Below are 25714 nucleotides of genomic sequence, written 5' to 3' on the forward strand. Positions count from 1 at the left end.
TATTCCAACAAAAAAATGCCGATTATTCGGCATTCAGGAATTTGTATTTTTGCAACTTGTATTGAAGCGTTTGTCGTGGAATTTGTAGCATTTGGGCTGCTTGTTGTATATTTCCACCCGTAGTCGTGAGTGCATCTTCAATCAATTTCATCTCTAACTCCTCTACTTTGTCTCGAAAAGATATAGACTTCCGAGCTTCCTTACGGGGGCTTTTCTGTTTATGGATATATTCCTTTAGCATCATCGGCAAATCCTCTATCGTAAGTTTCGTCCCATCATATACATTCATCATATACTCGATTGTATGCTTTAATTCTCGTACATTTCCAGGCCATGTATAGTTGAAGAATAACTCTCGAACTTCATCTGTAATCCACACATCATCTTTATCTATTTGGTTATTAAACTGCTCAATAAAAACTTTTGTTAAATAGAGAATATCTTCCTTTCGTTCTCGCAATGGGACTAATTCAAATGTCAGCACATTTAAACGATAAAATAAATCTGACCGAATTTGGTTGTGCTCCAATGCTTTCTTAGGATGAACGTTCATAGCTGTAATCACTCTAACATCAACCTGAATATCCTTCGTAGCTCCTACTCTTCGAACGATTCCATCCTCTAATACTCTTAAAAGCTTCGCCTGAAGATCAATAGGCATAGTATGAAGCTCATCTAAGAATAGCGTTCCACCATCAGCAAGTTCAAATAGTCCCGGTCTGTCAACAGCCCCGGTATAACTTCCCTTCGATGTACCAAATAGAATGCTTTCAAGAAGATTTTCTGGAATAGCCGCACAATTTTGAGCAATAAACGGATAAGCTCGTCGAGTGGATGCGTGATGGATCCCTTGTACAAAAAGTTCCTTCCCCGTACCACTTTCCCCAAAAACAAGAATAGGAGAGCGAGAGAGTGCTAATTTTTCAGCTTCTTTTTTTATTTGAATAAAATATGGATTCTTCGTGAGTAGATCATTTAAGGTGTAGGTAACTGTACTCTTGGAGTTTGAGGACTTCTTTTTGGAAAGAAGCTTTTTTTGTAGGTCAACTAGTTGCTCTGATAATCTTTTCATTGAACTGTAGTCTTTGGCAATTTCCATGGCTCCGACTAACTTCCCATCCACAAAGATTGGGAGCGTTGTATTCATTGTTTCAATCTTTTTCCCGTAAACGTTGGTGTAGCTCTGCGCTTGATTATAAATGGCTTTTTTCGTTTCCATCACAAGTAGAAGTGTACTCGTGCTTTTGTTTAGAGAAGGAAATGCATGGAGTAATGGTTTTCCAATCACATCTTGAACATTCATTCCATCGTGTCTCGCAGCGACCTCATTGTAATAAATAGTCGTTCCTTCCGTATCAACGACATGAATACCTTCGTCTATTCTTGATAAAATTGCTTTCAAGACTTCGTTCGAGATAGCAATTTCTTTCGTCAATCTTATCACCTCCAACCATTGCGCCGAAAAATCGGCACTCTTCTGCGAGAATTCGGCGCTTCATATTATTCAGCTAAATTCTTCACCCAAACATTCATATCTTCAATCTTATCAAAGATATAGCAATTGTTGATTAATCTGCCTCGATAACGATAGCAAAGCTGATGCAATGCTGCGTTCATTCCAAAAGAAAGGCCACGGGCAATCGAGTAAGAACAGAAGATTCCTTTTGCTTTCAATTGTTCTTCTAGCTTTTCTAATAGAATTTTCATCAATCCAAATTTCCGGTGTTCTGGAAGTGTGGCGCAGTCTGTTAGCTCAGCATTTTTATAAACAAAACTTATCTCTGCAGACGCAGCACTAACGATTTCATCTCCGTATGTAAAAGCATAATAAATTGTGCCATCCGCCATTGTCTTTTTTATATACTCCGGATCATGTAACGGCGCTGGATATACTTCAAATACCTGTTTATATAAACGAGCAAGCATCAAAGCTTCTGCCTCTGAGACTAGCATTAACTCATACTCCTTAGGTGGAGAAATGGACCCGCTGTTTTGCGGAAGGTCTTGAACATTTTTGACTATCTCGTTTTCTTTTAAAATATATTCGCTATTTCTACGTTCAGCAGTGAAGTACTTGCAAAAAAAATACCCATCTGAGCCTAAAAAGTAGTCGTCAATCATCGCTTCACATTGAAATCCTTTTTCAAGTAAAGCTATATACTGTTCTCTTCTTCCCTTTATAATCAATTTTTCCACCTGTGAGTGGACGGCAAGTTCCTCTGCCTTATGAATAGCCTCCTGCAAATTCCCACGTAGATCATCAATACGAATTCTTTTATTAAACGGGTCATTGTATACTTCTATAAAATAATTTTTTTCATCTATGAATGATTTCAAATTTTACTCCTCCCCGTTCATATATTTTTTTAACCATTCACTTAAATTCTAAAGGAAGTTCCCACTCTTTGAAAAGAAATTCCAATCGACAATTAATTAGAGTCGCGCACGATGTCCAATATAAAAAGAAATTACCCTTTTTAAAAGGATAATTTCTTTTTACTGACTTATTTACAATAGCTAGCGCCGATAATGATTAATAAGATGAACAACACAACGATTAAAGCGAAACCGCCACCTGTACCAACTCCACCTACATAACTAGGATAAGCATATCCATACATTGGTTGTTCATAGCAAGTATCACAGCCATAATGTTGGCCACCATAGCCGCCTTTAATTTGTTCCATAATAGCTTCCTCCCTCAAACATATATTAGGTTCTTAACACTGCCAATATATGCGATGGGTACTTGACCTGTATGTGTATATGCCCATAAATATAAAAACGCTGCCTAAAGGTTGGATTGAATTCCTTTTGGCAGCGCCTTTTTGATTATTCCTCAAACAATTTCAAATACTCCCCGTACCCTTCTTCCTCCAGCTTATCCTTCGGAATAAAACGGGTTGCAGCAGAATTGATACAATAACGTAAACCAGTTGGTCCAGGTCCATCATCAAAAACATGACCAAGGTGGGAGTCAGCAGTTTTGCTTCGAACCTCTGTACGTACCATAAAATGACTCCTGTCCTCTTTCTCGATAACCTCTTCTTCTTCAATCGGCTTCGTAAAACTTGGCCAGCCACATCCTGCATCAAACTTATCCTTTGAGCTAAATAATGGTTTGCCAGAAACGATATCTACATAAATCCCATCAGAGAACTCATTCCAATATTCGTTTTGAAAAGGCCTTTCCGTCCCATTGTTTTGCGTTACCTCGTATTGAATCGGTGTCAGTTTTTTCTTCAGATCCTCTTTATTCATTTTTCTCACCCCAGTGATTTTTGATAAATGCTACCCTTCCAGACCCTTGGCTATAAGCGTTGTATCGGGTTGGATTTTTCTTATAAAAATGTTGATGATACTCTTCCGCTTCGTAAAAACGTTTCGCAGGAAGTATTTTTGTCGCAATCGGTTTATTAAAAGGTCCGGTCTCTTGCAACTGTTGCTTAGACTTCTCTGCTAAAGCCTTTTGCTCTTCTGTATGGTAAAAGATCGCTGTTTGATAGGATTGACCTCGGTCATAGAATTGACCTCCTGGGTCAGTCGGATCAATTTGTTGCCAATAGAACTCCAACAATTTTGCATATGGAAAGACATTGGGATCGAACGTAATTTGCACCGTTTCATAATGACCAGTTGTTTCACTACATACCTCTTCATAGGTTGGATTCTCTTTATGTCCCCCTGTATAGCCTGATAAAACTTTTATGATGCCGGGCTGCTCATCAAACGGTTTCACCATACACCAGAAACAACCACCGGCAAAGGTAGCCAGTTCGTACTCTTTGTTCTCCATTCCTTACACCACCCAAATATTTGTTATTTCGTTGGAACTAGTAGAGAAAAACGGATATCGTCATTTTTTAAGTCAAATTTATTAACCTTTACCTTAATATCGCTTTTTAACTTCATTTTTTGAAGGGCGACGTATACGATCTCATCATTCGGTTGAATGTTGACCCATTCTGGAAAATCATATTGTTCACTAATAAATTTCATTACATAAGCAACAGGAAGCTGTATTTTTCCGATTTGAATCGATTTTTGCCTTAAAATAAGGTCGCCATTCGATAATGCCTCAGGTTCAAAGGTCAGCTTCATTTCAATATTCTCTGTAAAGATTTTCATCGTCCCATAAAGCTCAACTTCATCTTTTAAAAAGACTTCATATGCAATCGGACTTTTCAGCCCTTCTTGTTCAATATAATGGTTGATAATTCGGTTTAAATCAGATTTGGTTGCATTAATTTGAAATTGAACGTCTTCTTGATTTACTTTGTCTCTACTCTGATTGTCTTCTTCTTTAATCGGAATATTGATTAAAGTAAAAAATAGCAACAGGATTAGAAGATTAATACCTAAAAGGAGAAAAAATAAAGTTTTCCATTTTTTAGTCATCTAGTTCGTTCTCCTTTTGCGCAGCCACATATAAATTTTCAAGAGCTTCATTTTGAAGTACGGAAAATGCCTTATCCGCCATCAGCTGATAGCCCTTATCATTCGGATGAAAATAATCCGTATAAAGTAAATTTTCTTCGCTTTCCTTAAAGATTTCTGCAATCCCAACAAATAGAGAATTGTCATACCTCGCCAAAACATTTTGGCTCACTTGATTCCATTTAGCCGTAACGAGTTCCATTTCCTTCACATCTGCAAAGAGAGTATAGAATGGATTGTACAGTCCGATCAATCCGATTGTTACATCAGGATTCTCTTTTCTTATTGTATCGAAAACGGAAGTTAAGTTCTTTTCATAGCTAATGAGTTCCCGATCAAAATCCCTTAGATTAAGTTCTGGAAAATTCTCTTTCACTACTTTCATCACATCGTTACCACCCGTTGTAATCAATACAATATCGGCCTTTTGAATCGCACCCTTAACTTCTTGATTCTTTAAACGATTCAATACCTGAGATGTACGATTTCCGCTCACACCATAGTTATATATAGTGGCGTCCTTAATACCCTTTTCTTGTTCTAGTCGTTCTTCCAAATATGGAAGGTAGCCACCTCTTTTCGTACTATCTCCAACGCCTTGTGTAAGAGAATCACCTACAGATACGATTGTATAAGACTTCGGAAGAAAATCGGCTGGGATTTGTTCCTTTTTGTCCACACTTAGTTCCCTATTCGATAAATAAGTTTCTGCGGATCTAGTCTGACTGCAAGCAACTAAAAGGAATAAACAAAGAAAAAAAGAGGTGAATATTCTCTTCATATTTTTCACCTTCCCTTTTTTAGCTTTCTTTAATTATAACAAGGATAGAAATATACACAAAGTCATCGAAGCGTAAAAACAAAAATAGACCCTAAAAAATAGGGTCCACTTACTGCAGTGATCTTATATCATCAATAATTTCCGCATAAGGAGTATCACTAGCCCCTGAATAAGACTGCATGATGGTTCCTTCCTTATCAACTAAGAAAAAATAGGATTGATGGATAACTTGATCTTGATTTTCTGGCTTTTTTACTAACGTTTTAAAATTGTCTAACGCAAAAGTTTCAATAAATGACTGTTTATAGCCGGTCAAAAAGTGAAAATTACTTTGATCTAATTCAAATTTCCCGGCATATTCCTTCATGACTTCCGGTGTATCAATCTCCGGGTCAACAGAAAATGATACAAATTCAACATTTTCTATGCCTTCTTCTTTAGCCATCTTTTGGAGTTTTGTCATATTAAAGGTCATCGGCGGACAAACCGTATCACAGTTCGTAAAGATAAAATCTGCCATCCATACTTTCCCTTTTAAATCCTCTTTTCCAAACTCCTGACCATTTTGATCCGTAAAAGTGAAATCCTCAAGTTCATAGTTTAAAGGGTCTTCAATTCCTTCGTTCCCACAAGCTGTCATTAAAACGAGTACGATAATTGCTAATATACTGAAACGAATTTTCATTTTCCCACCTGCAATTCCTGCTTGATTCATGGTCAATTTTAGCAGACAAGGTGGAAAGAAGAAAGGGAAAAGTCTGTACAATTAGAAAATGACAGAACCTATTATTCCTGAGACTCATCTAACGGGACACTAATCGTAAAGGTCGTACCTTTCCCTTTCTCACTGACAACGTCAATTTTACCCTTCATTCTCTCAATAATTTGATAGCAAACCATCAGTCCCATCCCAGTTCCCTTTTCCTTCAGCGAATAGAAAGCTGTTCCGAGTCTTTCGAGTTCACCTTGAGACATTCCGATTCCACTATCCTTGATTTCAAATACACCAAATGAGCCATCTTGATAGACTCTTAAACTTAGAGTCCCTCCGTCCTTCATAGCCTCAATCCCATTCTTCAAAATATTAATAAGAACTTGATTAAGCTCACTTCTATTTCCATTAACAAAAACCTGCTCTTCAATTTTGGTTTCTAATTGTATGTTTTTTGACATCATTGCAAAAGAATTCATCAGATCCATCGCCTTATTCGCAAGAGACACTCCGTCAACTCTTTCCATGCTTTCCATATCTGGCTTTGCCAAAGATAGATAATCGTTGATAATCGTTTCAGCTCGATTCATTTCATCAATCATCAGCTTTACATATGCCTGCTCTTCATCTGAAAGCTCTTTTTTCGTTTTAAAGATTTGTAAGAATCCTTTCACGACTGTCATTGGATTACGAATTTCATGCGCAACAGATGCTGCCAACTGGCCGATTGCATTCATTTTCTCAGCTCTCTGTAGTTCCTTTAGTATTTTCGTCTTTTGAATGATATTCTCCATTTCATCGATAGCATCCTCGAATTTCGTGCTTTGACGGAAATGATGACCACCGTCTCCTAAATGCCTAGAAGTTATCGTTAATCGTTCAAATAAAAGAGAAAGCTGTTCGGTCATGTAGTTAAAACGAGTCATCAATTTCCCCAAATCAGTTTCATCAACGACCTGAAGCTTTACTTGAAAATTCCCGTTGCTAACTTCATTAATCCCACTGATAATTTCGTTAACTGGATCTAACAACCTAGTTAATAATTTCTTGAAAATGAAGTAAACCAATATAGTAATAATTAAAAAGATGGCACATAGTGAAAGTACGATCTCTTTTTGAAAGGAGTCAATGCTCGTTGCTTTCGTGCTAATGACTAAAAGAGCGATGACCTCGCCATCCTGATTAAGGACTGGTGAAAATGCTGAGATCCAACTTGTTCCTTCAGCTTTATATACATCAGTGTGAGTGATCTGCTTTGTTTCAATCGTTTTTTCGGCAACTTCCTTGAAAACATCTGGTACATCAAAGCTTGAAAACACACGCATACCAAGCTCCTCACAGGACTTGGATGTGACAAGAGGCGTCACTCCGCCATCATTGATGTCTATGTTAAGAATGTAACCATGTTGTACGTTCGAGTTTTTTTCATTTATTAGAGACAACTGATCTGATATATTTTGATAATGTGGGTTTTGATTATCCTTTGTTTCGATCACTTTTTCCACATCTTCAGTTTGAATCGTCGAACTCCAAAGGGATGTTACCCCCACTAGGTGAGCAGTCAATTGCTCTTTCATCTCTTTCATTTGCAGTGATAAAGCGATCCCACCAGTAAATAAAACAATGCACGAGGAGATACATAAGGTTAAGATCATAACTTTCGTATTTAGTGAAATACTTCTGAAGAATTTAAACATACTCATCCCCTAGATATTTATTGTTATTCTTCTTTTCGACATAATTAGGTAGAATCCTTCTTTGCAGGCTCAAATTTCATCATTTTTAGTAATTTATGTAACCGTTCACAAAGCTTGTATAGCTATCCTGAAGCTAAAAAAACCTGAACAGCTATGTTCAGGTTTTTCAGTTCTTATTCGAAATAATACATAAACCCAATTGCACCGGGTCCAGTATGCGTACTGACTATCGGAGTTGTATATACAATATCGATTTTATCATATCCAGTTAGTTCAAAAACTGCCTTTTTAACCTTTTCTGCAAGCTCCAACCCTTCAGCATGAGCAATTGCAACAGCCTTAACCGTCTTTCCTTCGACATCCTTAGCAAATTCTGTTGCTAGGAACTTCGCAGCCTTTAAATGACTTCTTACCTTTGTGACAGGTGCAAGAACCCCATCCTCGAGTGCTGCTATCGGTTTAATATTTAGAAGAGACCCGATAAAACCTTGCGCCTTTCCTATTCTTCCACCCTTTATTAGATTATCAAGAGTATCTACATAGACATATAATCTTGTATTATCACGAACTTTTTGAACAGCATCGAGAATCTCATCAAGAGAATGACCACTTTGAGCAAATTTTGCAGCCTCGATCACTTGGAAGGCTAATCCTCTAGTAATAAAGCGTGAATCCACTACTGTTACTTTCCCTTTTGCCATACTAGCTGCAGTTTGGGCTGATTGAACAGTACCACTCATCCCACCTGTCATATGAATGGAAATGACATCATACCCTTGATCAAACAAGCGATCATACACTTCTAAAAAGACGCCTGTAGGTGGCTGAGAGCTTTTCGGTAGTTCTCCTGATTCTTTCATTTTCTGGACGAATTCTTCTGGAGTAATATCTTGTCCATCAGTATACACTTGTCCATCTATATACAAGGACAAAGGAACAACCTCAATCCCGTAATTTTCAATTAATTCATTATTTAGATCCACTGTTGAGTCTGTTACAATTTTAATTTTATTCAAACCATCACTTCCTAATCCTTGGTTGCCTATCGCACTATTATACACGATATTTTGTTCATAATGTTAACTATTATCTGTGAATAGTGACTTTTTCTTGAACACATAGTGCTACGTCTTCATCATTTTCTATTCTTCTGACATTTGCTTTCCCCAATTACAAGAACTTTAAACTTTAGAAATATTCGGGTATAATGATACGACTAGAAGTGGAAATGAGGCATTATTAAAGATGGAAAAATATGATGTTATCATAGTTGGCGGTGGAATGGCTGGAATATCAGCAGCCATCTGGAGTAATCGTCTTAAATTAAATCATCTACTGTTGGAATCCAATCACACACCGGGAGGACAATTGGAGCAAATCTTTAATCAAATTATTGATTATCCTGGTAAAATAATTGAAAACGGAAAAGAGCTGCAAAAAAGCTTAATCGAACAAATACATACCCTAAAATGTAATATTAGTAGTAATAGCGTCGTAACTGAGATCGATTCTACTAACAAGACAATACACTATTTTAAGGACGGAAACAGACTCGAAGCAAGCTATCAATATCTAATCATTGCTACAGGTGCTAAGCATCGCACACTTGACATCCCTGGCGAAAAGGAAATGATAGAAAGAGGAGAAGTATACTCTGCGACCCGTCATAAAGATAAATTCACGAATAAACAAGTTGCCATAGTCGGTGGCGGAGATCGAGCTTTTGAAGGGGCTATGCTTTTAGCAAATGCTGGAGCCAAGGTTGTCTTAATTCATCGCTCCACTCATTTTCGGGCAAGAAATACATACAAAGACGAAGTATTAAATCATAAAAATGTCGAAATTCTTACAGACGCCACTGTGACCGCGATTTACGGGGAGACAAGGGTTGAACGTATTGAAGTGAAGCATGATGGGACGATAAGAAGCATCGAAGTAGACGGAATTCTTATCCGAATCGGAAATGTACCGAATAGTACTCTTGTCAAAGATATTGTTCAACTCGACAACCAAGAAAACATCGTTGTTAATAAACTAGGTCAAACAAATATCCCATTCATCTTTGCCATCGGTGATGTATGTACTCCTGCAGCTTATTGCAGTATATCCCTTTCAGCCGGGCAAGGAATGATCACAACTAAGTATATTTCAGAGCTATTACTGCAAAACTAATAGCCATTTTCATTGGTCCGGTACCTAGAATTTGGTATCGGATTCTTAATTTAAGAATAACCACGTTACATGAAGTATTGATACAGAGGTATACAAAATCACAGAGCATAACATAAGAGTTTTTAAGAAGTTTGAGATCGTCTGACCTTTTATAAAATAGAATACCAGAAGCAGAAAAACAGATAAAAAGCACTTCATAAGGAGAAATGACCATGGATTTTTGGAGATTACTACCGCCATTAGTGGATTAAACTCTTCAATCATATCAAAGTAAATTCCTATAAATGTCATACCCCCATCAAAAAAATTCAAAATCGCTAAGTAAACGAACAAAGCAGGACCGATTCTCATAGGCGAATACTTGGATCGTGTTGATCCTCTTCCCACTTTTTAAATTTGACAAAGTCTAGATATTTTTGAAAATCCTCCTTACTGACTCCATCATTTATAGCCTTTTTTATCAGTGAAATCCACTCTTCATCTAATTGTATTTCTTCTTCCAACAAATACTCCATACTTGTTTCTAGCGTTTCCGCAATTTTGGTTAAAAATTGTAATGATGGATTTCTTTGAACATTTCGTTCAATATAGCTCAAATATGATTTAGAAACACCAGCAATTTTCGCTAATTCTGATATCGAGTACCCTTTTTTGGTTCTTAATTGTTTAATCCGTTCACCTACCATTCTCATTACCCCTTCTTAAAAGCTACAAAATAACGTCCATTTATTAACTTTATTAAGAACATTATCGTGCTTTTAAAAGTATAAGTAAAGAGAAATATAGCTTACATACTAATTTATAGTACTATTTTTCAAAAAAGAAAAACCGAGTGTATTCACCCGGTCTTTCACTTTCATATTATTCTACAGCTTCTGCTTCCCACTCTTGTTCTTTCTTCAGCTTTCGCTTGTACACAAATTTTGACAAGTTGATACTGATTTCATAAAGAAGAAGTAATGGGATTGTTACTAACGTATCTGACATAATATCTGGTGGTGAAATGACAACTGCAATGACCACCAAAACAAAGTACGCATATTTTCGCATCTTTTGTAAGACATAAGGGTTAATGATGCCAAGAGAAGTTAAAAACATGGCTACTACAGGTAGCTCGAATAAAAATCCAAATGGCAATGTCGTATGCATAATAAATCTGAAATATTTATCAGCAGTAAAGTTCGTCACGACCATATCTGCACTTAATTCCACTAAGAAATTCATGATTGTTGGAAAAATAACAAAATAGCCGAACGCTAAACCCACAATAAAAAGAATGAACAAAGCTGGGATGTAAGAGAGTGAAATTCTTCTCTCAATTGGTCTTAATGCTGGCTTCACGAATAACCAAATTTGTAACGCCAAAATAGGAATTGTACCCGTGATTGCGATAATCGTTGCGATCATAAAGTAAATCCAGATGATATCACTAGGACCAAGTACTACAAGCTTCACATCTAAATCGCGTACAAACCAAGTATAGATATCCGTTACATAGATAAATCCCACGATAAAAAAGATTAGAAAAGCTGCAACCGAAAGAATAAGCCGCTTTCTTAATTCATCTAAATGGTCAACTAAATTTAATTCTTTATCTTCCATACAAGTCCCCTGCCAACTTAATTTCGTAATTTTAATAAATGCCTGTTTCCACAATGGTCCTTTTACAAACAAACCTTTATGAAAACACTGGTCGCTAGAGGAAAGTATAACATATTTACCTCAAAACTCGCAGAAAAAAAGTGCAAGATAAAAATCTCACACTTATTTTGTGATATTCGTTAGTTTTTGAATTTCTTTCTTTTCTTCTTCAAACTCTTCCACAACATCACTTGTTAATTCACGAGTTGATTTCTTAAATTCGCGTAATGTTTGACCAAACGCTCTACCGATTTCAGGTAATTTTTTTGGTCCAAATATGATTAATGCTAAAACTAAAATTAATATTAAACCAGGTACTCCGATGTTTGATAACATTTGAGAACAGCCCCTTTTTCTAACTTATACTTTCTAATATGATTATAGTATTTTTACATCTCCTAATGTGAATTATACACGAATGTTCATAAGAATTTCACATTTTCAGCAAAAATACCTGTGCTGTGACATAATTCATTTACATCACTTTTAGATAAGTAGATTAAAGAGGTCTCGATCTTTATTCACTTCTTTATAAGAAAATCCCTTTTTACTTAATCGGTTGATGAGGTCGTCATAATGCTCTTTTCTTTGTAGCTCGATACCTACAAGAGCTGGACCATTTTCCTTGTTATTCTTCTTCGTATATTCAAACGTTGTAATATCATCCGTCGGCCCAAGCACTTCATCAAGAAATTCCCTCAACGCTCCTGCTCTCTGTGGGAAGTTGACGATAAAATAATAAAGTAGACCTTCGTATAGAAGAGAACGTTCCTTTATTTCTTGCATTCTTCCAATATCATTATTTCCTCCGCTGACGATACAGACAACTTTCTTCCCTTTGATTTCCTCACGATACAGGTCAAGTGCCGCAATAGGCATTGCCCCGGCTGGTTCGGCTACAATGGCGTGTTCATTATATAGTTCTAGAATACTTGTACATACCTTACCTTCTGGTACAAGAAGACAATCGTCAAGCAGATCTTTGCAAATATCAAAGGTCTTATTTCCAACGCTCATGACGGCTGCTCCATCAACAAATTTATCAATTTTATCAAGGGTAACAACCTTCTGTTCATGAATAGAAGCTTTCATTGATGGAGCCCCTAATGGCTCTACACCAATCATTTTGGTCGAAGGAGAAATACTTTTAATATACGTACTAAGGCCTGACATTAAGCCCCCACCACCGACACTACCAAACACAAAATCAATCGTTTCTTCACAATCATTCAATATTTCTACGGCCACGGTCCCTTGTCCAGCAATCACCATTTCGTCATCAAATGGATGAATAAAGGCACGCTCCTCCTTCTCCGCACAAATAACCGACTCATGGTAAGCATCGTCAAAAGTATCACCAACTAATACGATGTCCACGTACTCTCTACCGAATAACTCAACTTGACTCACCTTTTGCTTTGGAGTTGTTGTTGGCATAAAAATCTTCCCATGAACACCAAGGTGCCTACAAGCATAAGCTACGCCTTGTGCATGGTTCCCCGCACTCGCGCAGACAACCCCATTCTTCAACTGTTCTTCACTTAATGATTTAACTTTATAAAACGCCCCTCTCAGCTTGAAAGAGCGCACATATTGTAAATCCTCACGCTTTAAATAGACATTACATGCATATTTTTCCGATAACCGCTCATTCTTTTGTAACGGTGTATGGGCAACGATATCCTTAAGCTGCTGGTGTGCAATAATGATATCCTCCACTTGCACCCATTTTCTTTTTAATACTTCCTGTTCCATATCATTCCCTCACTTTTTAACCGTCTAAATTTTATAAAATATCTGTTAATTTTAATTTGATAATTATATCACGTTCTTTTGAATTTATTAAGGGAGATATTATAAAATTTTAATTTTTCTACTAATTAATGATAAAAGAGCGGAAATATACAAAAAAAAACCTCTCTTGGTCGACAAGAGAGGATTAGTAAATTATTTTCGATCATATTTTAGAAATTCATAATCGTACGGATTCTTTTCATCTTTTATGCCTTGTTCACGGGAAACTAACTCCCAATCGTTCATATCCAGCGTAGTAAAGAAAGTATCGCCTTCAAACTGATGATGAATTTGTGTGATATATAAGCGGTACACATTTGGTGTAAGGACATTGAAAATTTCTGCTCCGCCTATCACGAAGTATTCTTTTTCAGGATGTTCCCTGCAAGCAGAAAGAAAATCATCTATGTGATGAAAAACCGTACAGCCATCACATGTATAAGCATGATTTCTCGTAATAATAATATTCTCTCTTCCAGGAAGTGGTTTGCCAATCGAATCAAAAGTTTTTCTTCCCATAACAATTGGATTTCCCATCGTTACACGTCTAAAATACTTTAAGTCCTCTGGCAAATGCCAAGGGAGCTGATTATCCTTACCAATGACACGATTCTCATCCATCGCTAATATGAAGGAGATCATACGCTTACAACCCCTTTAATATGCGGGTGTGCTACATAATCTACTAACTCAAAATCTTCGTATTTGAACTCAAAAATATCCTTTACGTCCGGATTGATTTTCATTTTTGGTAGAGGGTATGGTTCTCTTGATAATTGTAGCTCTACCTGTTCGATATGATTGTTATAGATATGTGCATCGCCTAATGTATGAACGAACTCCCCAGGCTCTAAATCACATACTTGCGCAACCATTAGCGTTAATAAAGCATAGGATGCAATATTGAATGGAACTCCTAAGAAAATATCAGCAGAGCGCTGATACAGCTGGCAGGATAGTTTGCCATCAGCTACATGAAATTGAAATAAACAATGACATGGAGGTAGAGCCATTTTCTCAACATCTCCAACATTCCATGCATTAACAAGCAGTCTTCGAGAATCAGGATTCGTTTTGATCTGTTGAATAAGATTACTGATTTGGTCAATCGTACTTCCATCTGAGCTTGTCCAAGATCTCCATTGATGTCCATAAACAGGACCTAAATTCCCTTCTTCATCAGCCCATTCGTTCCAAATACGAACACCGTTGTCTTGAAGATATTTAATATTTGTGTCCCCAGTTAAAAACCAAAGAAGCTCATGTATGATTGAACGAAGATGAAGCTTTTTCGTAGTCACAACAGGGAATCCTTCAGCTAAATCGAATCTCATTTGGTATCCAAAAGTACTAATTGTTCCTGTACCCGTACGATCCTCTTTTTTTACACCATTTTCCAATACATGCTTACAAAGATCTAAATATTGTTTCATCCAATCCACACCCTTACATCTATCAATTTATACACGGTTTCCATTTTACCATTTACTTAAGATTTTTTATATATTCATATGTTTTTGGTGCCCGTTTTTTCAAGAGTTGTCGATTTTCATCATCAATGTAATACATCGCAAAGGCTTCAGCAAAGTATTCCTCAGGCAATGTGATGAAATAAGTCTTGTTCTGAAATAAAGAATATTTTTCTGTTGACCATATTTTAAGAAAGAGAGGATCGAATCGAAGCTTATCAAAAACAATTCTATCAATCGAGTGTGCTAGCTCGTGCAGCTCTAAGTTAACAGAGCCGTGCCCCATTCCTTTTTCACTATGTCCAACCTTGACGAGAACGACATTTCCACCGCCAATGCCAGGTACTTCATCCCATTTCTTATCACTCTTGTAGCCTCTTGGAATGATACCCTTTAAGTGGGCTGCTGTTGGGTTATCTGTTAGCTTTCCGACAAATAGCTTTAAATATATATCATTCTGCTGTATTTTTTTTAATAGAGTATGAGGTAGCTTCTGGATATGCGAGATCATTTGAGCAGCCTTTTCCTCATCAAATTTTTTCTCTGGTAAAATAATAATCTCGTTAATGGAGTCATTTTCGTTTAAATATAGGCTCTCCTTTAATAATGAAGCCTTTGGATAGTCTCTTAAAAGGATTCCATCTTCGGAGGCATTTGAGCTTCCTAACAGAGTAAGTGTGAGTAGACAAATTGATAGAATAAGAGCCTTTTTACGCATCTCATTCTCCCCTTTCAAGTTCATAGGAGGTTTGTTCATGGTTGAATTTATTGATCCTTCACACACACTTTATGCCATCTAATTAGAAGTACCATGTGAAAGCAATATAGAAATTGGGAGACTTGGCGTCTTTCCTTTCGAAAAAGGCATCTATATTTATGTAGGAAGTGTAAAGAGGAATATTAATGCTCGAATTAACCGTCATAAGAAAGTAGAAAAGCCACTCAAATGGCATTTTGATTATTTGAGAGCATACGGCAATATTATAAAAATTATAACATATGAAAATAGTATTGGAGAGTGCCAGCTCGCTGAGAAATTAAGGAAAAAAGAAGGAGGGATCTATCCAATTCCTAGATTTGGCTCATCTGACTGTAGATGTACTTCACCTTTAATTTATGCGGGGGAATAAAGAAGACTGCCGAGACCGGCAGCCATGGTATCTTTCTATTCTTTAAACTTGTAATCCAAAGTTACGGACAAGCGCTGCAAGTCCGCCTGAGAATCCGCTCCCTACAGCATTAAATTTCCAATCACCATTATGCTTATACAGTTCACAAATCACGACCGCTGTTTCAACAGAGAAATCTTCACCAAGGTCAAAGCGTAAAATCTCTTGATTCGTATCCTCATTCACCACACGTGCAAACGCGTTTGAAACCTGACCGAAATTTTGATTTCGTCTATCGGCATCGTGAATCGTAACCGTAATCGCTATGCGCTCAATATTGGCTGGTACTTTACTAAAATCAATTCTGATTTGTTCATCGTCCCCATCACCTTCACCGGTGCGGTTATCACCTGTATGTTCAACAGCACCAGAAGGATGCACCAAATTATTATAAAAGATAAAATCTAAATCCTGGGTAGCTTTTCCATTTCCATCTGTTAAGAAGGCACAAGCGTCTAGATCAAAATCTTGCCCACCATCATAGTGGTTCGTATCCCACCCTAAGCCAATAATAACTCGAGTAAGACCTGGATTCGTTTTCGTTAAGTCAATACGCTGTCCTTTTGATAAGTTAATACTACTCATTCTCTCACCTCTTAATGATAGATTTGGTTAGAATTGTCTCTTAAGAGTAAGTTCTAACAACCTCACTTAAGCCTGCTGCGTTTGTACCAGTACCAACTGCTCCAAACTTCCAATCAGCCCCATGACGATAAATTTCACCAACAATTAAGCTCGTTCTGCCATTATAATCATCGGTAAGATTATACTTAATTAATTCTTGACCATTCGTAGGGTTTACCACACGAATGAAGGCATTGCGAATCATTCCGAAATGCTGTCTTCTTTTTACTGCATCATAAATGTTTACAACAAAGACAAGCTTTTGAATATCGGACGGAATTCGACTCAAGTCAATATGAACTTGTTCGTCATCGCCATCCCCATGTCCTGTAAGATTATCTCCAGAATGCTGCACACTACCGTCACTGCTCTTTAAGTTACCAAAATATATGACGTCACGATTATTCTTAAGTTTATCTCCTGCACCAAGCATAATAACAGAAGCGTCACAGTCCACATTCGAACCTCCGCCTCCACCAAATAAAGAACCAAAAAGGCCACCGCTTCCACGGTTTTCTACTGGGTCCCAGCCTAGTCCTACCATAATTTTTGAAAGTCCTGGATTTCCTTTTGTTAAATCTACGCGTTGCCCTTTTTGTAAGCTAATTGCCATGTCTCTCACCTCATCAAATTATTGTTATTACTATTTTTTTACCCTTGCAGCTTCATTTGCTTAAAGTTTTCTTGTAGCTGCTCGAGCTTTCTTGTACCTTCAGCTCTAATACGCTTATTTTCTTCTTCAATCGATTTTGTTTCCTGCATGCCCTTCATAATGACATTCCAAGATTCTTCGATTGTTTCAATCTTAATGCTTGGGCCACCAGCAAGTCTGGCAATATCCACACTTTGCTGAGAAATGTTTTGTACATTGCGTAGAAGCATTTCATTCGTGCGGCGATCTAGTTCGCTCATTGAATCCGCCACAAGCTTTTGTCTTTTTGCTGCTACCGCTTGAATTAGGCCATTTTTAAAAATAGGAATGGTTGTCACAAAAGCAGAATTGATTTTTCCAATTAACTTTGTGTTTCCTCTTTGAAGAAGTCTAATTTGTGGTGCGGTTTGCAACGCTACCATTTTGGCCATTTCCAAATCATACACTCTTTGTTCAAGTAGCTCGACTGCATTTCTTAATGTATCAAACTGCATTGATGCCATTTGATCGCCAGTTGTCGCACGGGATTCAAGAAGCGGAAGTTGATTTTTCAATTCCTCAACCTTCATCTCACCTGCCACAACATATTTCTCTAAAGTAAGATAATATTGATAGTTTTGCTCATACATTTGCTCAAGCATATGAGTAGAATCGACCATTTCACTTTGGTACTTAGAAATTTCTACGTAAACCTTGTCTATCTCTCCACCCATGGTTTGATACTTCCCAAAAAGCTTATCAATGACTTTTTCACCTTTTTTGAATAGCTTTCCAAATAGGCCGCCTGAGGTTTTCTCAAAGTCCTTTTTATCAAACTTATCCATAATTCTTCCGAGTTGTTTTAATAACTCGCCGGAATCCTCAACTTTGGTAGCACGCATATTCCCTAAAATCTGGTCAGAAAATCTTGAGATTTGAACCGCTGGCTCTTTTCCGAATTCTAATACTTGGATTTGGTCCTTTTCGTCAATTGAGCGAGCAAGCTGTTGAATTTCAGGCTCATTTCGAAGAGCAAGCTTGATCTCTGAAACCCTTGTTTCTGACAATTTGTCTTCATTTGTCTTTGTTAGCAAGTCCACCTGCGTATTTTGAACTTGATTCATAGTCTCAATCACCTCTTAAATTTTTGAAAAACTTTTTCACAATCGATGGTTCTCGATAATCCATTTCAAACACGAGATCCTCCAACCAATGCGTGTCATAAAGATGGTCTTCAACAAAGTTCTCGATGTCATTATGACCTGGAGGATTGTAAAGAATGATATCAATTCCAAATTGATTTAATAATAGTAATAACGATGCATCCGTTCTTGTCATCGTCCCATTTAATTCATTGTTGTATAGAATAAGCTTAGGAACAACTTGTGAGTAATCAAATCTTTGCAAGAGCTTTATGATCGTTTGTGGAATATGCATCCCCATGGTAAACAAATATATTTTGAGATCATCTATTGATTCATTATAAACAGGCTTTAACGCTGGTCTTGCACAAATATTTCTAATTGCAGTGGCAATCCCCATTTGCAAGCCATTCGGAAGATGATTATAGCGCCAATAATTACTGTTGAGCATTTTTTCCGGTACGAGCTGCCCATCATTTCCTAGAGCATCTCGATAATGAAAGCGAAAATCGTTATGTACAGAGCTTGAAAAAGGAAATTGCTTAATAAGAAGGCTATCTTCACTTTCTGAAATGGAGTGAAGGCGGTCCCAATATTCTTTTCGGTTTTTACTTACACCTTGCACCTTAGCAAACACCGTCGGAATTTTGACGTTCCCATTTTTCACCTCGAAATCAGGTCGTATCATAGCAATTTCTTTAGTGATCAGAAATAATTCATCATAGGTTGTTTTTAAGGTTATCGATGACGGAGTATAGTCTCGCAATTGCCACGGCTTATAAAGACCAGAGCCCTCATGATTCAAAATGGTTTCAATTTCTTTTGATGCTCTATAGGCAACCGTTGCCTTTCGACTTCTCTTTTCCACTGGGAAAGGCTCTGCCGGTTTCTTTTCAGGGTAAATATGTATAAAAGATAACTCTTCATTCGGAGCAAATTCTGTGAACAGATCAACTCCGTCAGGGCTATATACAATAAGATCACAGCCTAATTTCATTAAATAGTAAATGAAATAATAGTGACTCTTCTTGTAATTTCCGTACCAAAGATACTTTGGCATAGCTATATCTACTTCAACCTTCTCTAATTCTGGCTGAAGATGATTATAGGACCATTTCACAATGTCAACGAGTACTCGTCTTAATTCATGATTTTTTAGTCCTGATGGTTCCTTCTCTGAAAATAGTTTGAGTGTATCAATCATTGCTTCTCGAAGCTTACGATGAATGGCTGGAAACTCTGATTTTATCAGGAGCTGTTCACCGTCCAAAAAGGCGACAAAACGATTAATGGATAGGTTTTGTTCTTGACTTAGATTCAAAACCCTTTGAATCGCTTGAAAATGATGATTATCGATCCTTTTATCAAGTGTCTCTTCACTCAGTAGACCTAATATTTTCTTTTCTCCATAAATGAAGTCGAATAATTGATTATAGTATTCATCCTCATCTATCGGCATTCCCAGAAAACGAGCGATTACCTGGCCAATATGTATGGTCCCGTCCTCAATTTGATATTGTGGTCGTTCCTTGACAGGCTTATTTAGCATGCTATACCACGTTTCCATTGATACGGGTAAAATATGTGACTTCAACTGATGATAAGATGGGTTCATGAAAATCCCTTCCCTTTTACGAGGCTTTCTTTTTTTACTATGTACTTAAGCCAAGCGATAAGCTTTCCAAATATGTAAACTTATTACCATCATATCATACGTCTAGTTTGTTTTTCTAAGAATGATAATTTCTTTTACGTGAGAACAGTAGAAAAAGTTTCAATTTTCGACTCTAAAACGAAGAAAGCCTTCTGGTCAGAAGAAGCTTTTCCCCCATTTCACCTTTTTTCTCGTCCACGCATATGGTGTAAAAGCTTCGAAATATTTGCGTCTTCCTGAGCAGAAAGGTGAATGAAATGCGTAGTCTATATCGTTTTCGAGGATCACAGGATCTTGAGAAAGAGCTTTCTCTTGTTGAAGATATTATGTATTCAACGATATTTATATATATGGATTTAATGCTCTTATCACTTATTTTTTCGTATATGTTATTTCCTTTACACCATTCTTTTCTATTATCATTGTTCATTTTTACTGGTTTCAGCGCTTTTTGTATTGGTATTTATAATGCCCTCACAAAATGGAAAAAAGATTGAGTGAAAAGTTAATTCCCATCAACCATATCTAATATGGTTTTAAGAAGTTCCTCTCCACCCTTAATCCCTAATTGCTGAATCACATGATAATCTTCCGGTCTTGGATGTAAGGCAGCAAGTTCCCCATGCCCAAGAATAAAAGAAGAATCACAAAACCTCAGAAATTCATCATCAAGGAGAGAATCACCAGCACCAATTAATGGTTCTCCATCTTCTCTCTCTTGAATGAATTTTACAGCTTTTCCTTTCGAAACAGTTGCAGGTACAACATATAGTTTTCTCCCTTGATAAGAAACTCTCCAACCTATTTCAGTAAGGAACACCGTAAGTTCCTCTAAAAATAGTCGAGTGACCCTTTCTTCACAAAAATAATAGATAAAGAGATCATCCATGATCCGAAGGTTATCTTTGAGGTTAAATCGCTCTTTCAATAAGGTAATTACCTCGACTAAAGGGACGGAGGATTCCTTCATCTCTTTTGTAACGCATTTATTCCATTCCGTAAGCAGCTGACCATGACAAAAAATATTAGCACCGTTTGATGTAACCGCATATTTATGGGAGATACCATCATGGAAGGATACTCGTTGGAATTGATGAATAGATCTTGTCGTAACAGGTACAAATAATAGCTTTGAAGAAAGTTCACGGAGATATTCTAAAGATTTATTCGTCATGAATGATAAGTCTTTTTCTAAATCCTTCTCTACAGAAACAAGCTCTATTTCCTCTTCGACCGGATGTTCAGCTAATGCCCGCTTTGAATAAATAAGCGTTCGATCGAGATCGGATACAAATATCATGATTTTTACCTCACATTTTTGATCAATCCGCAGCATGAGTAATCCATGTGAGGATACAATTCTATTTCTACATTTCTTTCTCTACAAAGCATTAATATATGTTGCACATAGGGACTTTCCATATCTTTTACGAGTATCTTCCACGGAACCCGACGAAGAAGCACTCTTGTTGTTTCTCCAACGCCTGGTTTGACCAAATTCACATCCGAGAGATGAAACTCCTCCATGATCCGTTTCACCGTTTGATAACCAGAAAAAGATACGTGTACATCCTCTGTACTCTTTTTTTGAAGCTGTTCACTCACCTTATCCTCAATCTTAGAAAACTCATTAGTAATAACCTCGATATAGTGATGAGATAAGTCGACTTCTTCGAGTTCTTTATAGTATTTCGCACCATGAAAATCATTCGGGCCAATATAGGCTTGATTTAAGACCGTACGACTAACTAAACCAGAAACGGTCGAATTTAAACAAGCACTCGGAATTAAGAAATCATCACGTGTCCCAAACAAAGTTGTACAATGACCAGGATCGGCCACAACCGCTAACCTATCATCGAGTTCGATTCCGTGCATATTCTTTAACTGTTCACAGGATTCTGAAAGGGTGAGCGATATCGCACCTTTACCGGTCCATCCATCTACAAATTGAATACGTCCGTTTGGGTGTGATCGCAGAATATATTGCACAGCATTAGTATCCAATCCTATTCCTCTAATAATCGAAATACTATAATGGGGAAGAGTTATGCCATACTTAAGCTTAAGATAATTTTTTATTAAAATCCCGATCGGTGTCCCCGCTCTCGCTAACGACACAAGAATGGTAGTCTCACCTTTATCCTTGAAAATTTGTTCGGCCACAACCACCACATGCAGCGCCACCTTCGTCTTATAATCATCTAAAGCACGATGAAAAAGCTCGAGGTATTCCTGAGGTGGATAGTACTCGACCGGCAAGGATTCGCTATAATGCTCACCAGACTGGATTCGTTTCTCTCTTGACTCCGTCTCCCCTTCTAGTGACAGTGCACTTAGATCCTTTAATAGAAATTTCACATCTTCCTCTGCATAAGAGCCTATTTTTGTATAAGTTGCGGAAACTGGCTCCATCTTACTACTCACTTCCCTCATGAAAATAAATGACGTTAATATTGGATATCTGTGCTCTTTTTAATTCTTCGAGTAATGCATCAAGCTGCTCCGACTCTACTTTTCTCTCAAAAAATAAAAAAAGATCATCGTACTCTCTAGGTGAAATATTGTATACATAGTTTCGAATCGTATGCTTCATTGGATCAGGAAAAGAATAACGATTTGTAGCTCCATAATTTTCCTTGAGCATTGGGTATATCGGACTTCTTGTCGTAGAGTGATAGAAGACACCCTCTCCCATATAGGAAGCAATTTTCATTGGCAGATACATATATTCACCTGTACCTAGGACCAGTGTTCTCCCTGTCCGTAACTCGGCCAGTTGTTTTCCTGTTTTCACAATCCATTCGGAAGCATCCCTGTTTTCATGAGCAGTTAATCCAAATCTTCCAGTAAACGAAGTATAGGTAGCTTTGCGTTCATCCTTAAAATTCGTTGGAGAAGGATTCGAGATTTCGTGATAACTCACGTTTTGCACGATATCACCTGTTGTAGAAAGACTTTCTTGTTCATTCCCATTCAAATTTGCATGTCCTTCTACAGAAACCGTACCTTTTACCAAACTAACAGAATGGATTTCAATTCCTAATTCTGCTTCCAAGGATTTGAATTGAGCAATTTGCTCATCCGAACGCCAGTCTAATATGGACACCACCGTATAAGTATTCCTTGGAAATTTCGCTTGAATCGAACGAATGATATTTAAGGCAGTTTTCCCTGTTGTTAATTCATCGTCTACTAAAATGATTTCTCTGTTGCTATCTAACAATTCTTGATTAATATAGGCACGATGTGATGTTGCGTGAGAGTGCTCCTCTTCAAAGGTAATCGCTGGCTCAACCCCATCCAACCATTCTCTCGTCGTATGAAAATAATCAGCATCATTGAAAGCTTCGAAAAAAGCATGTCCAAGTGCTGTCGCTGTTTCTGCAAACCCTATAACTATTGGGTTACTATCATCAATAAATGAGGAAATCGTCAAATCGTTCATTTCGTTCTTCATAAATTGTGAAATGAGCGTAGACGTAATCTCTAGTTCTTTTTTAGTCCGTTCCTCTACATATCTAGCAGCTAGTAACGCTCCGACAAGGATTCCTTTTGCTGGATGAATCGGAATATGTTTTCCAAGTACCTTACTCACAAATAGAAAGGATCTTTTCTTATTTATTCTTGCAGCCATTAAAAATAGATCATCTAAAGGAATACCATAGATGTTATCTTGAACTTTTACTTCAACTTTCAGATCATAGAGTATTTTATACGTAGCTATGTTGTTTGAGTAAGTCAATGTACGTGTAATCATTGTGAAGCACCCCGTAAGTTTCTGATTTCAGCATAATCTTATGAGCCCAATACAAATGCGGCTTCAGTTCGTTCATTTTATTAGCGAACGAGCTTTTCAGTACCCCTATTTCACCGTTTCCTTCTGAAATGATATGAAATGCATCCATATATTCTTCATATGAAACAGCATTTAAGGCTTGTACTGCCTGAATATGGGTCGGATGAATAATCGTTTTTCCAACAATACCATTAGCAATATCCATTAATATTTCTCTGATAAAACCATCCATATGGCTACCGATAATTTCTTGTCGGATTTTCGCCCCCTCAGTGCCATATTTCTCTATAAACGGAGTTTCTCGAATTTGTGGCTTAAGCACTCTTTTAGCTGAAGAAAAATACTCCCACACAGGACCAGAAACCACGTATGGACTATCAAATCGCACAAACATATTAATGATATCAGCGATACAGTCTCTTATCACAGCAATGTCATATACCGTTGTATCCGAATTACGTCGTATCCCAAAAATGCCAGAGAAATCAGTCGCTCCGATTCGTACATTCAACACAATATCTTTGTATTGATCTAGCAAACTCTTGATATCAAACAATTCTTTATCTCTTGTTTCTTTATAAATGATTTCTTTTGACTCTAAGATGGGCATGGCATAGAGTGGTGTATTAGAAAATTGCAAACTTGCTAGCTTTTGTAAAATGGATTCTCCGTTTGAACGACGGAATTTTGGGATGACGATTCCCGTAATAAGTTTAAGTCGCTCTCCAAGTAAATCAACGAGACGGCAGAGTTGCTCCAAATTACGGATCCGAATAAAAATTAGTGGAAGTTCATCTATGTCGATATATCCCTTATCAAATCCTTCGTATAAAGAAGTTAACTCTTTTACTAACATTTGCTCAGCCTTCTCTACTTCATTATCACCGATTGCATCTTCTAGACAGATTACTAATGATGTTAAGCCAGCATGTTTTTTAGTAAGAATATCCTCATGGATATTTTCTCTCGTTGCAGGCATATAGAGGGTCCCACCTAGACCGTAAGCAAGGATTTCACGAGGAGAGTACTTATTAAATGATGTAGGACTTTTATAAAAATATTGTTCGATTTCACGATCATATAAATTTGAAAATAATCGCATTGCTCTTTCTCCTCTTTCAAAATTTACCAATTCTTTATATAAAGAAAGGGAGCGGACAATTGTCTGTTCCCTTTACATTCAATATGATTCAATCTTGGTTGTATGTTTAGTTTTGCACTTCAGAAGCTTTTTTCTTGTTTCGGAAGTGAACAATAAATGTTATGGCAAAAGCAATTAATAGCACGATAAAGAAGTAGATATGATCGATGTGAACATGGAATACACCTAGAAGCATCTTCACAGCAATAATCAAAATCAACACATACGCTGTCGTTTCAAGTTCAGGAACGCGGTCGATAAGCTTTAAGAATACTCCTGCAACTCCACGCATCATAAGTACTCCAAGCATTCCACCCAATAATAATACCCAAATTTCATTGCTTATTCCAAATGCTGCAAGTACACTATCAATTGAGAATGCGATATCCATTAATTCAACAGCAGCTACTGTTCCCCAGAAGTTTCCGAAAAGACGTATGAGTAGGCCATTTTTATTAATACCTTCAACTTCCTCTTCTTCCGCTTCTTTACTTTCATTCTTTTTATCGATGAAGTATTTAATAGCTAACCAAGCTAGGTAGCCAGCACCTAGAATCTTTACCCACCAAAATTCGATTAAGTAGACACCAACACCAATAGCAATAAAGCGGAAAATATATGCTCCAAGTAGTCCGTAAAATAAAGCTTTCTTCCGCTGTTCCTCTGGTAGATGTTTAACCATTACAGCTAAAACGAGGGCATTATCAGCAGATAGTAAGCCTTCCATGATGATTAGCGTTCCGATTAATCCCCAAGCAACAGGGTTAGTAAAAACATGGTCGACCCACATTTGCCAATCAAAAAACTGGGCATACGTATCTAAAATTCCTTGTAAAATTGACATTTAAAGT

At 37.2% G+C, this 25714-nt stretch carries 28 protein-coding genes and 1 pseudogene; 2 read left to right on the plus strand and 27 right to left on the minus strand.

The window, feature by feature from the left end; translation table 11 throughout:
- Positions 1-22 precede the first annotated feature (22 nt).
- The 10 genes from FA727_RS08600 to FA727_RS08645 form a co-directional block, all read right to left on the minus strand.
- Positions 23-1435, minus strand: a complete 1413-nt coding sequence (locus FA727_RS08600) for a sigma-54 interaction domain-containing protein (RefSeq protein WP_136830492.1) — start codon at positions 1433-1435, stop codon at positions 23-25.
- Between the two features lie 65 nt (positions 1436-1500).
- Positions 1501-2337: a putative beta-lysine N-acetyltransferase gene (ablB, locus tag FA727_RS08605; RefSeq protein WP_194138507.1), complete on the minus strand. Its 837-nt coding sequence runs from the start codon at positions 2335-2337 to the stop codon at positions 1501-1503.
- A gap of 167 nt (positions 2338-2504) precedes the next feature.
- Entirely contained in the window at positions 2505-2621 is a 117-nt protein-coding gene (locus FA727_RS25430) for a YjcZ family sporulation protein (protein WP_136831048.1), read from the minus strand.
- Between the two features lie 211 nt (positions 2622-2832).
- On the minus strand, positions 2833-3261 hold the full coding sequence (msrB, locus tag FA727_RS08615) for a peptide-methionine (R)-S-oxide reductase MsrB (protein ID WP_136830493.1): 429 nt from the start codon (positions 3259-3261) through the stop codon (positions 2833-2835).
- The gene (msrA, locus tag FA727_RS08620) at positions 3254-3796 is read right to left on the minus strand and encodes a peptide-methionine (S)-S-oxide reductase MsrA (protein ID WP_136830494.1); all 543 of its coding nucleotides are present in this window, start codon (positions 3794-3796) and stop codon (positions 3254-3256) included. The genes msrB and msrA overlap by 8 nt, the downstream gene beginning before the upstream one ends.
- A 23-nt stretch (positions 3797-3819) precedes the next feature.
- Positions 3820-4398 carry a YpmS family protein gene (locus FA727_RS08625; RefSeq protein WP_136830495.1) on the minus strand — a complete coding sequence of 193 codons (579 nt, stop codon included), beginning with the start codon at positions 4396-4398 and terminating at the stop codon, positions 3820-3822.
- Positions 4391-5116 carry an SGNH/GDSL hydrolase family protein gene (locus FA727_RS08630; RefSeq protein ID WP_246041756.1) on the minus strand — a complete coding sequence of 242 codons (726 nt, stop codon included), beginning with the start codon at positions 5114-5116 and terminating at the stop codon, positions 4391-4393. Before FA727_RS08630 ends, FA727_RS08625 begins: the two co-directional genes overlap by 8 nt.
- A gap of 211 nt (positions 5117-5327) precedes the next feature.
- Positions 5328-5933 (minus strand): SCO family protein, encoded by a 606-nt coding sequence (locus FA727_RS08635; protein WP_281280872.1) that lies wholly within the window; start codon positions 5931-5933, stop codon positions 5328-5330.
- Positions 5934-6004: 71 nt separating this feature from the next.
- On the minus strand, positions 6005-7516 hold the full coding sequence (locus FA727_RS08640) for a sensor histidine kinase (RefSeq protein ID WP_246041758.1): 1512 nt from the start codon (positions 7514-7516) through the stop codon (positions 6005-6007).
- A 284-nt stretch (positions 7517-7800) separates the two neighbouring features.
- Positions 7801-8643 carry a DegV family protein gene (locus tag FA727_RS08645; RefSeq protein ID WP_136830498.1) on the minus strand — a complete coding sequence of 281 codons (843 nt, stop codon included), beginning with the start codon at positions 8641-8643 and terminating at the stop codon, positions 7801-7803.
- Positions 8644-8872: 229 nt separating this feature from the next.
- On the opposite strand from FA727_RS08645, the gene FA727_RS08650 reads away from it, so the two are divergent.
- Positions 8873-9799, plus strand: coding sequence for an NAD(P)/FAD-dependent oxidoreductase (locus FA727_RS08650; protein WP_136830499.1), 927 nt, complete (start codon positions 8873-8875; stop codon positions 9797-9799).
- Positions 9800-9844: 45 nt separating this feature from the next.
- On the opposite strand, the gene FA727_RS25080 is transcribed toward FA727_RS08650, so the two are convergent.
- The 8 genes from FA727_RS25080 to FA727_RS08685 all read right to left on the minus strand — a co-directional run bounded on the left by FA727_RS25080 (position 9845) and on the right by FA727_RS08685 (position 15421).
- Positions 9845-10150 (minus strand): DUF5658 family protein, encoded by a 306-nt coding sequence (locus FA727_RS25080; protein ID WP_368732003.1) that lies wholly within the window; start codon positions 10148-10150, stop codon positions 9845-9847.
- Positions 10147-10485 (minus strand): helix-turn-helix domain-containing protein, encoded by a 339-nt coding sequence (locus FA727_RS08655; protein ID WP_136830500.1) that lies wholly within the window; start codon positions 10483-10485, stop codon positions 10147-10149. Before FA727_RS08655 ends, FA727_RS25080 begins: the two co-directional genes overlap by 4 nt.
- Positions 10486-10660: 175 nt before the next feature.
- Positions 10661-11401 (minus strand): twin-arginine translocase subunit TatC, encoded by a 741-nt coding sequence (gene tatC / locus FA727_RS08660; RefSeq protein ID WP_136830501.1) that lies wholly within the window; start codon positions 11399-11401, stop codon positions 10661-10663.
- 162 nt (positions 11402-11563) lie between these two features.
- Positions 11564-11776, minus strand: coding sequence for a twin-arginine translocase TatA/TatE family subunit (locus FA727_RS08665; RefSeq protein ID WP_126408991.1), 213 nt, complete (start codon positions 11774-11776; stop codon positions 11564-11566).
- A gap of 150 nt (positions 11777-11926) precedes the next feature.
- Positions 11927-13195, minus strand: a complete 1269-nt coding sequence (ilvA, locus tag FA727_RS08670) for a threonine ammonia-lyase IlvA (RefSeq protein WP_136830502.1) — start codon at positions 13193-13195, stop codon at positions 11927-11929.
- Positions 13196-13387: 192 nt separating this feature from the next.
- Positions 13388-13876 (minus strand): dihydrofolate reductase, encoded by a 489-nt coding sequence (locus FA727_RS08675; protein WP_136830503.1) that lies wholly within the window; start codon positions 13874-13876, stop codon positions 13388-13390.
- Complete coding sequence (locus FA727_RS08680) at positions 13873-14667, minus strand: thymidylate synthase (protein WP_136830504.1); 795 nt, start codon at positions 14665-14667, stop codon at positions 13873-13875. Before FA727_RS08680 ends, FA727_RS08675 begins: the two co-directional genes overlap by 4 nt.
- 52 nt (positions 14668-14719) lie before the next feature.
- A complete protein-coding gene (locus tag FA727_RS08685) occupies positions 14720-15421 on the minus strand; it encodes an anthrax toxin lethal factor-related metalloendopeptidase (protein ID WP_136830505.1) in 702 nt (233 codons plus the stop codon).
- Positions 15422-15518: 97 nt separating this feature from the next.
- Here FA727_RS08685 and FA727_RS24745 point away from each other — a divergent pair.
- Positions 15519-15833 (plus strand): annotated as a pseudogene (locus FA727_RS24745) (GIY-YIG nuclease family protein); the annotation flags it as partial.
- Positions 15834-15875: 42 nt separating this feature from the next.
- On the opposite strand, the gene FA727_RS08695 reads toward FA727_RS24745, so the two are convergent.
- From FA727_RS08695 to FA727_RS08735, 9 genes are all read right to left on the minus strand, one after another.
- Positions 15876-16457 (minus strand): TerD family protein, encoded by a 582-nt coding sequence (locus FA727_RS08695; protein ID WP_136830506.1) that lies wholly within the window; start codon positions 16455-16457, stop codon positions 15876-15878.
- A 40-nt stretch (positions 16458-16497) separates the two neighbouring features.
- A complete protein-coding gene (locus FA727_RS08700; RefSeq protein ID WP_136830507.1) occupies positions 16498-17109 on the minus strand; it encodes a TerD family protein in 612 nt (203 codons plus the stop codon).
- A 38-nt stretch (positions 17110-17147) separates the two neighbouring features.
- On the minus strand, positions 17148-18251 hold the full coding sequence (locus FA727_RS08705; RefSeq protein WP_136830508.1) for a toxic anion resistance protein: 1104 nt from the start codon (positions 18249-18251) through the stop codon (positions 17148-17150).
- Positions 18252-18255: 4 nt separating this feature from the next.
- The gene (locus FA727_RS08710) at positions 18256-19884 is read right to left on the minus strand and encodes a YceG family protein (RefSeq protein WP_136830509.1); all 1629 of its coding nucleotides are present in this window, start codon (positions 19882-19884) and stop codon (positions 18256-18258) included.
- A 544-nt stretch (positions 19885-20428) separates the two neighbouring features.
- Positions 20429-21223 (minus strand): HAD family hydrolase, encoded by a 795-nt coding sequence (locus tag FA727_RS08715; RefSeq protein WP_158318824.1) that lies wholly within the window; start codon positions 21221-21223, stop codon positions 20429-20431.
- Positions 21224-21228: 5 nt separating this feature from the next.
- Positions 21229-22338, minus strand: a complete 1110-nt coding sequence (locus tag FA727_RS08720; protein WP_136831051.1) for a cysteine protease StiP family protein — start codon at positions 22336-22338, stop codon at positions 21229-21231.
- A 4-nt stretch (positions 22339-22342) separates the two neighbouring features.
- Positions 22343-23683, minus strand: a complete 1341-nt coding sequence (locus FA727_RS08725) for a phosphoribosyltransferase family protein (RefSeq protein WP_194138508.1) — start codon at positions 23681-23683, stop codon at positions 22343-22345.
- On the minus strand, positions 23637-24824 hold the full coding sequence (locus tag FA727_RS08730) for an HpcH/HpaI aldolase/citrate lyase family protein (RefSeq protein ID WP_136830511.1): 1188 nt from the start codon (positions 24822-24824) through the stop codon (positions 23637-23639). Before FA727_RS08730 ends, FA727_RS08725 begins: the two co-directional genes overlap by 47 nt.
- A 106-nt stretch (positions 24825-24930) precedes the next feature.
- Positions 24931-25707, minus strand: coding sequence for a TerC family protein (locus tag FA727_RS08735; RefSeq protein WP_136830512.1), 777 nt, complete (start codon positions 25705-25707; stop codon positions 24931-24933).
- Between the last annotated feature and the right edge of the window lie 7 nt (positions 25708-25714).

Source organism: Robertmurraya kyonggiensis (genome assembly GCF_005116465.1).
In the GTDB taxonomy this organism is placed as follows: Bacteria; Bacillota; Bacilli; order Bacillales; family Cytobacillaceae; genus Robertmurraya; species Robertmurraya kyonggiensis.

Excerpts from the sequence above, each read along its gene's own strand:
- FA727_RS25430 (WP_136831048.1), bottom strand. The coding sequence starts at position 2,621 with ATGTATGGATATGCTTATCCTAGTTATGTAGGTGGAGTTGGTACAGGT.
- msrB (WP_136830493.1), bottom strand. The coding sequence starts at position 3,261 with ATGAATAAAGAGGATCTGAAGAAAAAACTGACACCGATTCAATACGAG.
- msrA (WP_136830494.1), bottom strand. The coding sequence starts at position 3,796 with ATGGAGAACAAAGAGTACGAACTGGCTACCTTTGCCGGTGGTTGTTTC.
- FA727_RS08625 (WP_136830495.1), bottom strand. The coding sequence starts at position 4,398 with ATGACTAAAAAATGGAAAACTTTATTTTTTCTCCTTTTAGGTATTAAT.
- FA727_RS08635 (WP_281280872.1), bottom strand. The coding sequence starts at position 5,933 with ATGAATCAAGCAGGAATTGCAGGTGGGAAAATGAAAATTCGTTTCAGT.
- FA727_RS08640 (WP_246041758.1), bottom strand. The coding sequence starts at position 7,516 with ATGAAAGAGATGAAAGAGCAATTGACTGCTCACCTAGTGGGGGTAACA.
- FA727_RS08650 (WP_136830499.1), top strand. The coding sequence starts at position 8,873 with ATGGAAAAATATGATGTTATCATAGTTGGCGGTGGAATGGCTGGAATA.
- FA727_RS25080 (WP_368732003.1), bottom strand. The coding sequence starts at position 10,150 with ATGAGAATCGGTCCTGCTTTGTTCGTTTACTTAGCGATTTTGAATTTT.
- FA727_RS08655 (WP_136830500.1), bottom strand. The coding sequence starts at position 10,485 with ATGGTAGGTGAACGGATTAAACAATTAAGAACCAAAAAAGGGTACTCG.
- tatC (WP_136830501.1), bottom strand. The coding sequence starts at position 11,401 with ATGGAAGATAAAGAATTAAATTTAGTTGACCATTTAGATGAATTAAGA.
- FA727_RS08665 (WP_126408991.1), bottom strand. The coding sequence starts at position 11,776 with ATGTTATCAAACATCGGAGTACCTGGTTTAATATTAATTTTAGTTTTA.
- ilvA (WP_136830502.1), bottom strand. The coding sequence starts at position 13,195 with ATGGAACAGGAAGTATTAAAAAGAAAATGGGTGCAAGTGGAGGATATC.
- FA727_RS08675 (WP_136830503.1), bottom strand. The coding sequence starts at position 13,876 with ATGATCTCCTTCATATTAGCGATGGATGAGAATCGTGTCATTGGTAAG.
- FA727_RS08680 (WP_136830504.1), bottom strand. The coding sequence starts at position 14,667 with ATGAAACAATATTTAGATCTTTGTAAGCATGTATTGGAAAATGGTGTA.
- FA727_RS08685 (WP_136830505.1), bottom strand. The coding sequence starts at position 15,421 with ATGCGTAAAAAGGCTCTTATTCTATCAATTTGTCTACTCACACTTACT.
- FA727_RS08695 (WP_136830506.1), bottom strand. The coding sequence starts at position 16,457 with ATGAGTAGTATTAACTTATCAAAAGGACAGCGTATTGACTTAACGAAA.
- FA727_RS08700 (WP_136830507.1), bottom strand. The coding sequence starts at position 17,109 with ATGGCAATTAGCTTACAAAAAGGGCAACGCGTAGATTTAACAAAAGGA.
- FA727_RS08705 (WP_136830508.1), bottom strand. The coding sequence starts at position 18,251 with ATGAATCAAGTTCAAAATACGCAGGTGGACTTGCTAACAAAGACAAAT.
- FA727_RS08710 (WP_136830509.1), bottom strand. The coding sequence starts at position 19,884 with ATGAACCCATCTTATCATCAGTTGAAGTCACATATTTTACCCGTATCA.
- FA727_RS08715 (WP_158318824.1), bottom strand. The coding sequence starts at position 21,223 with ATGATATTTGTATCCGATCTCGATCGAACGCTTATTTATTCAAAGCGG.
- FA727_RS08720 (WP_136831051.1), bottom strand. The coding sequence starts at position 22,338 with ATGGAGCCAGTTTCCGCAACTTATACAAAAATAGGCTCTTATGCAGAG.
- FA727_RS08725 (WP_194138508.1), bottom strand. The coding sequence starts at position 23,683 with ATGATTACACGTACATTGACTTACTCAAACAACATAGCTACGTATAAA.
- FA727_RS08730 (WP_136830511.1), bottom strand. The coding sequence starts at position 24,824 with ATGCGATTATTTTCAAATTTATATGATCGTGAAATCGAACAATATTTT.
- FA727_RS08735 (WP_136830512.1), bottom strand. The coding sequence starts at position 25,707 with ATGTCAATTTTACAAGGAATTTTAGATACGTATGCCCAGTTTTTTGAT.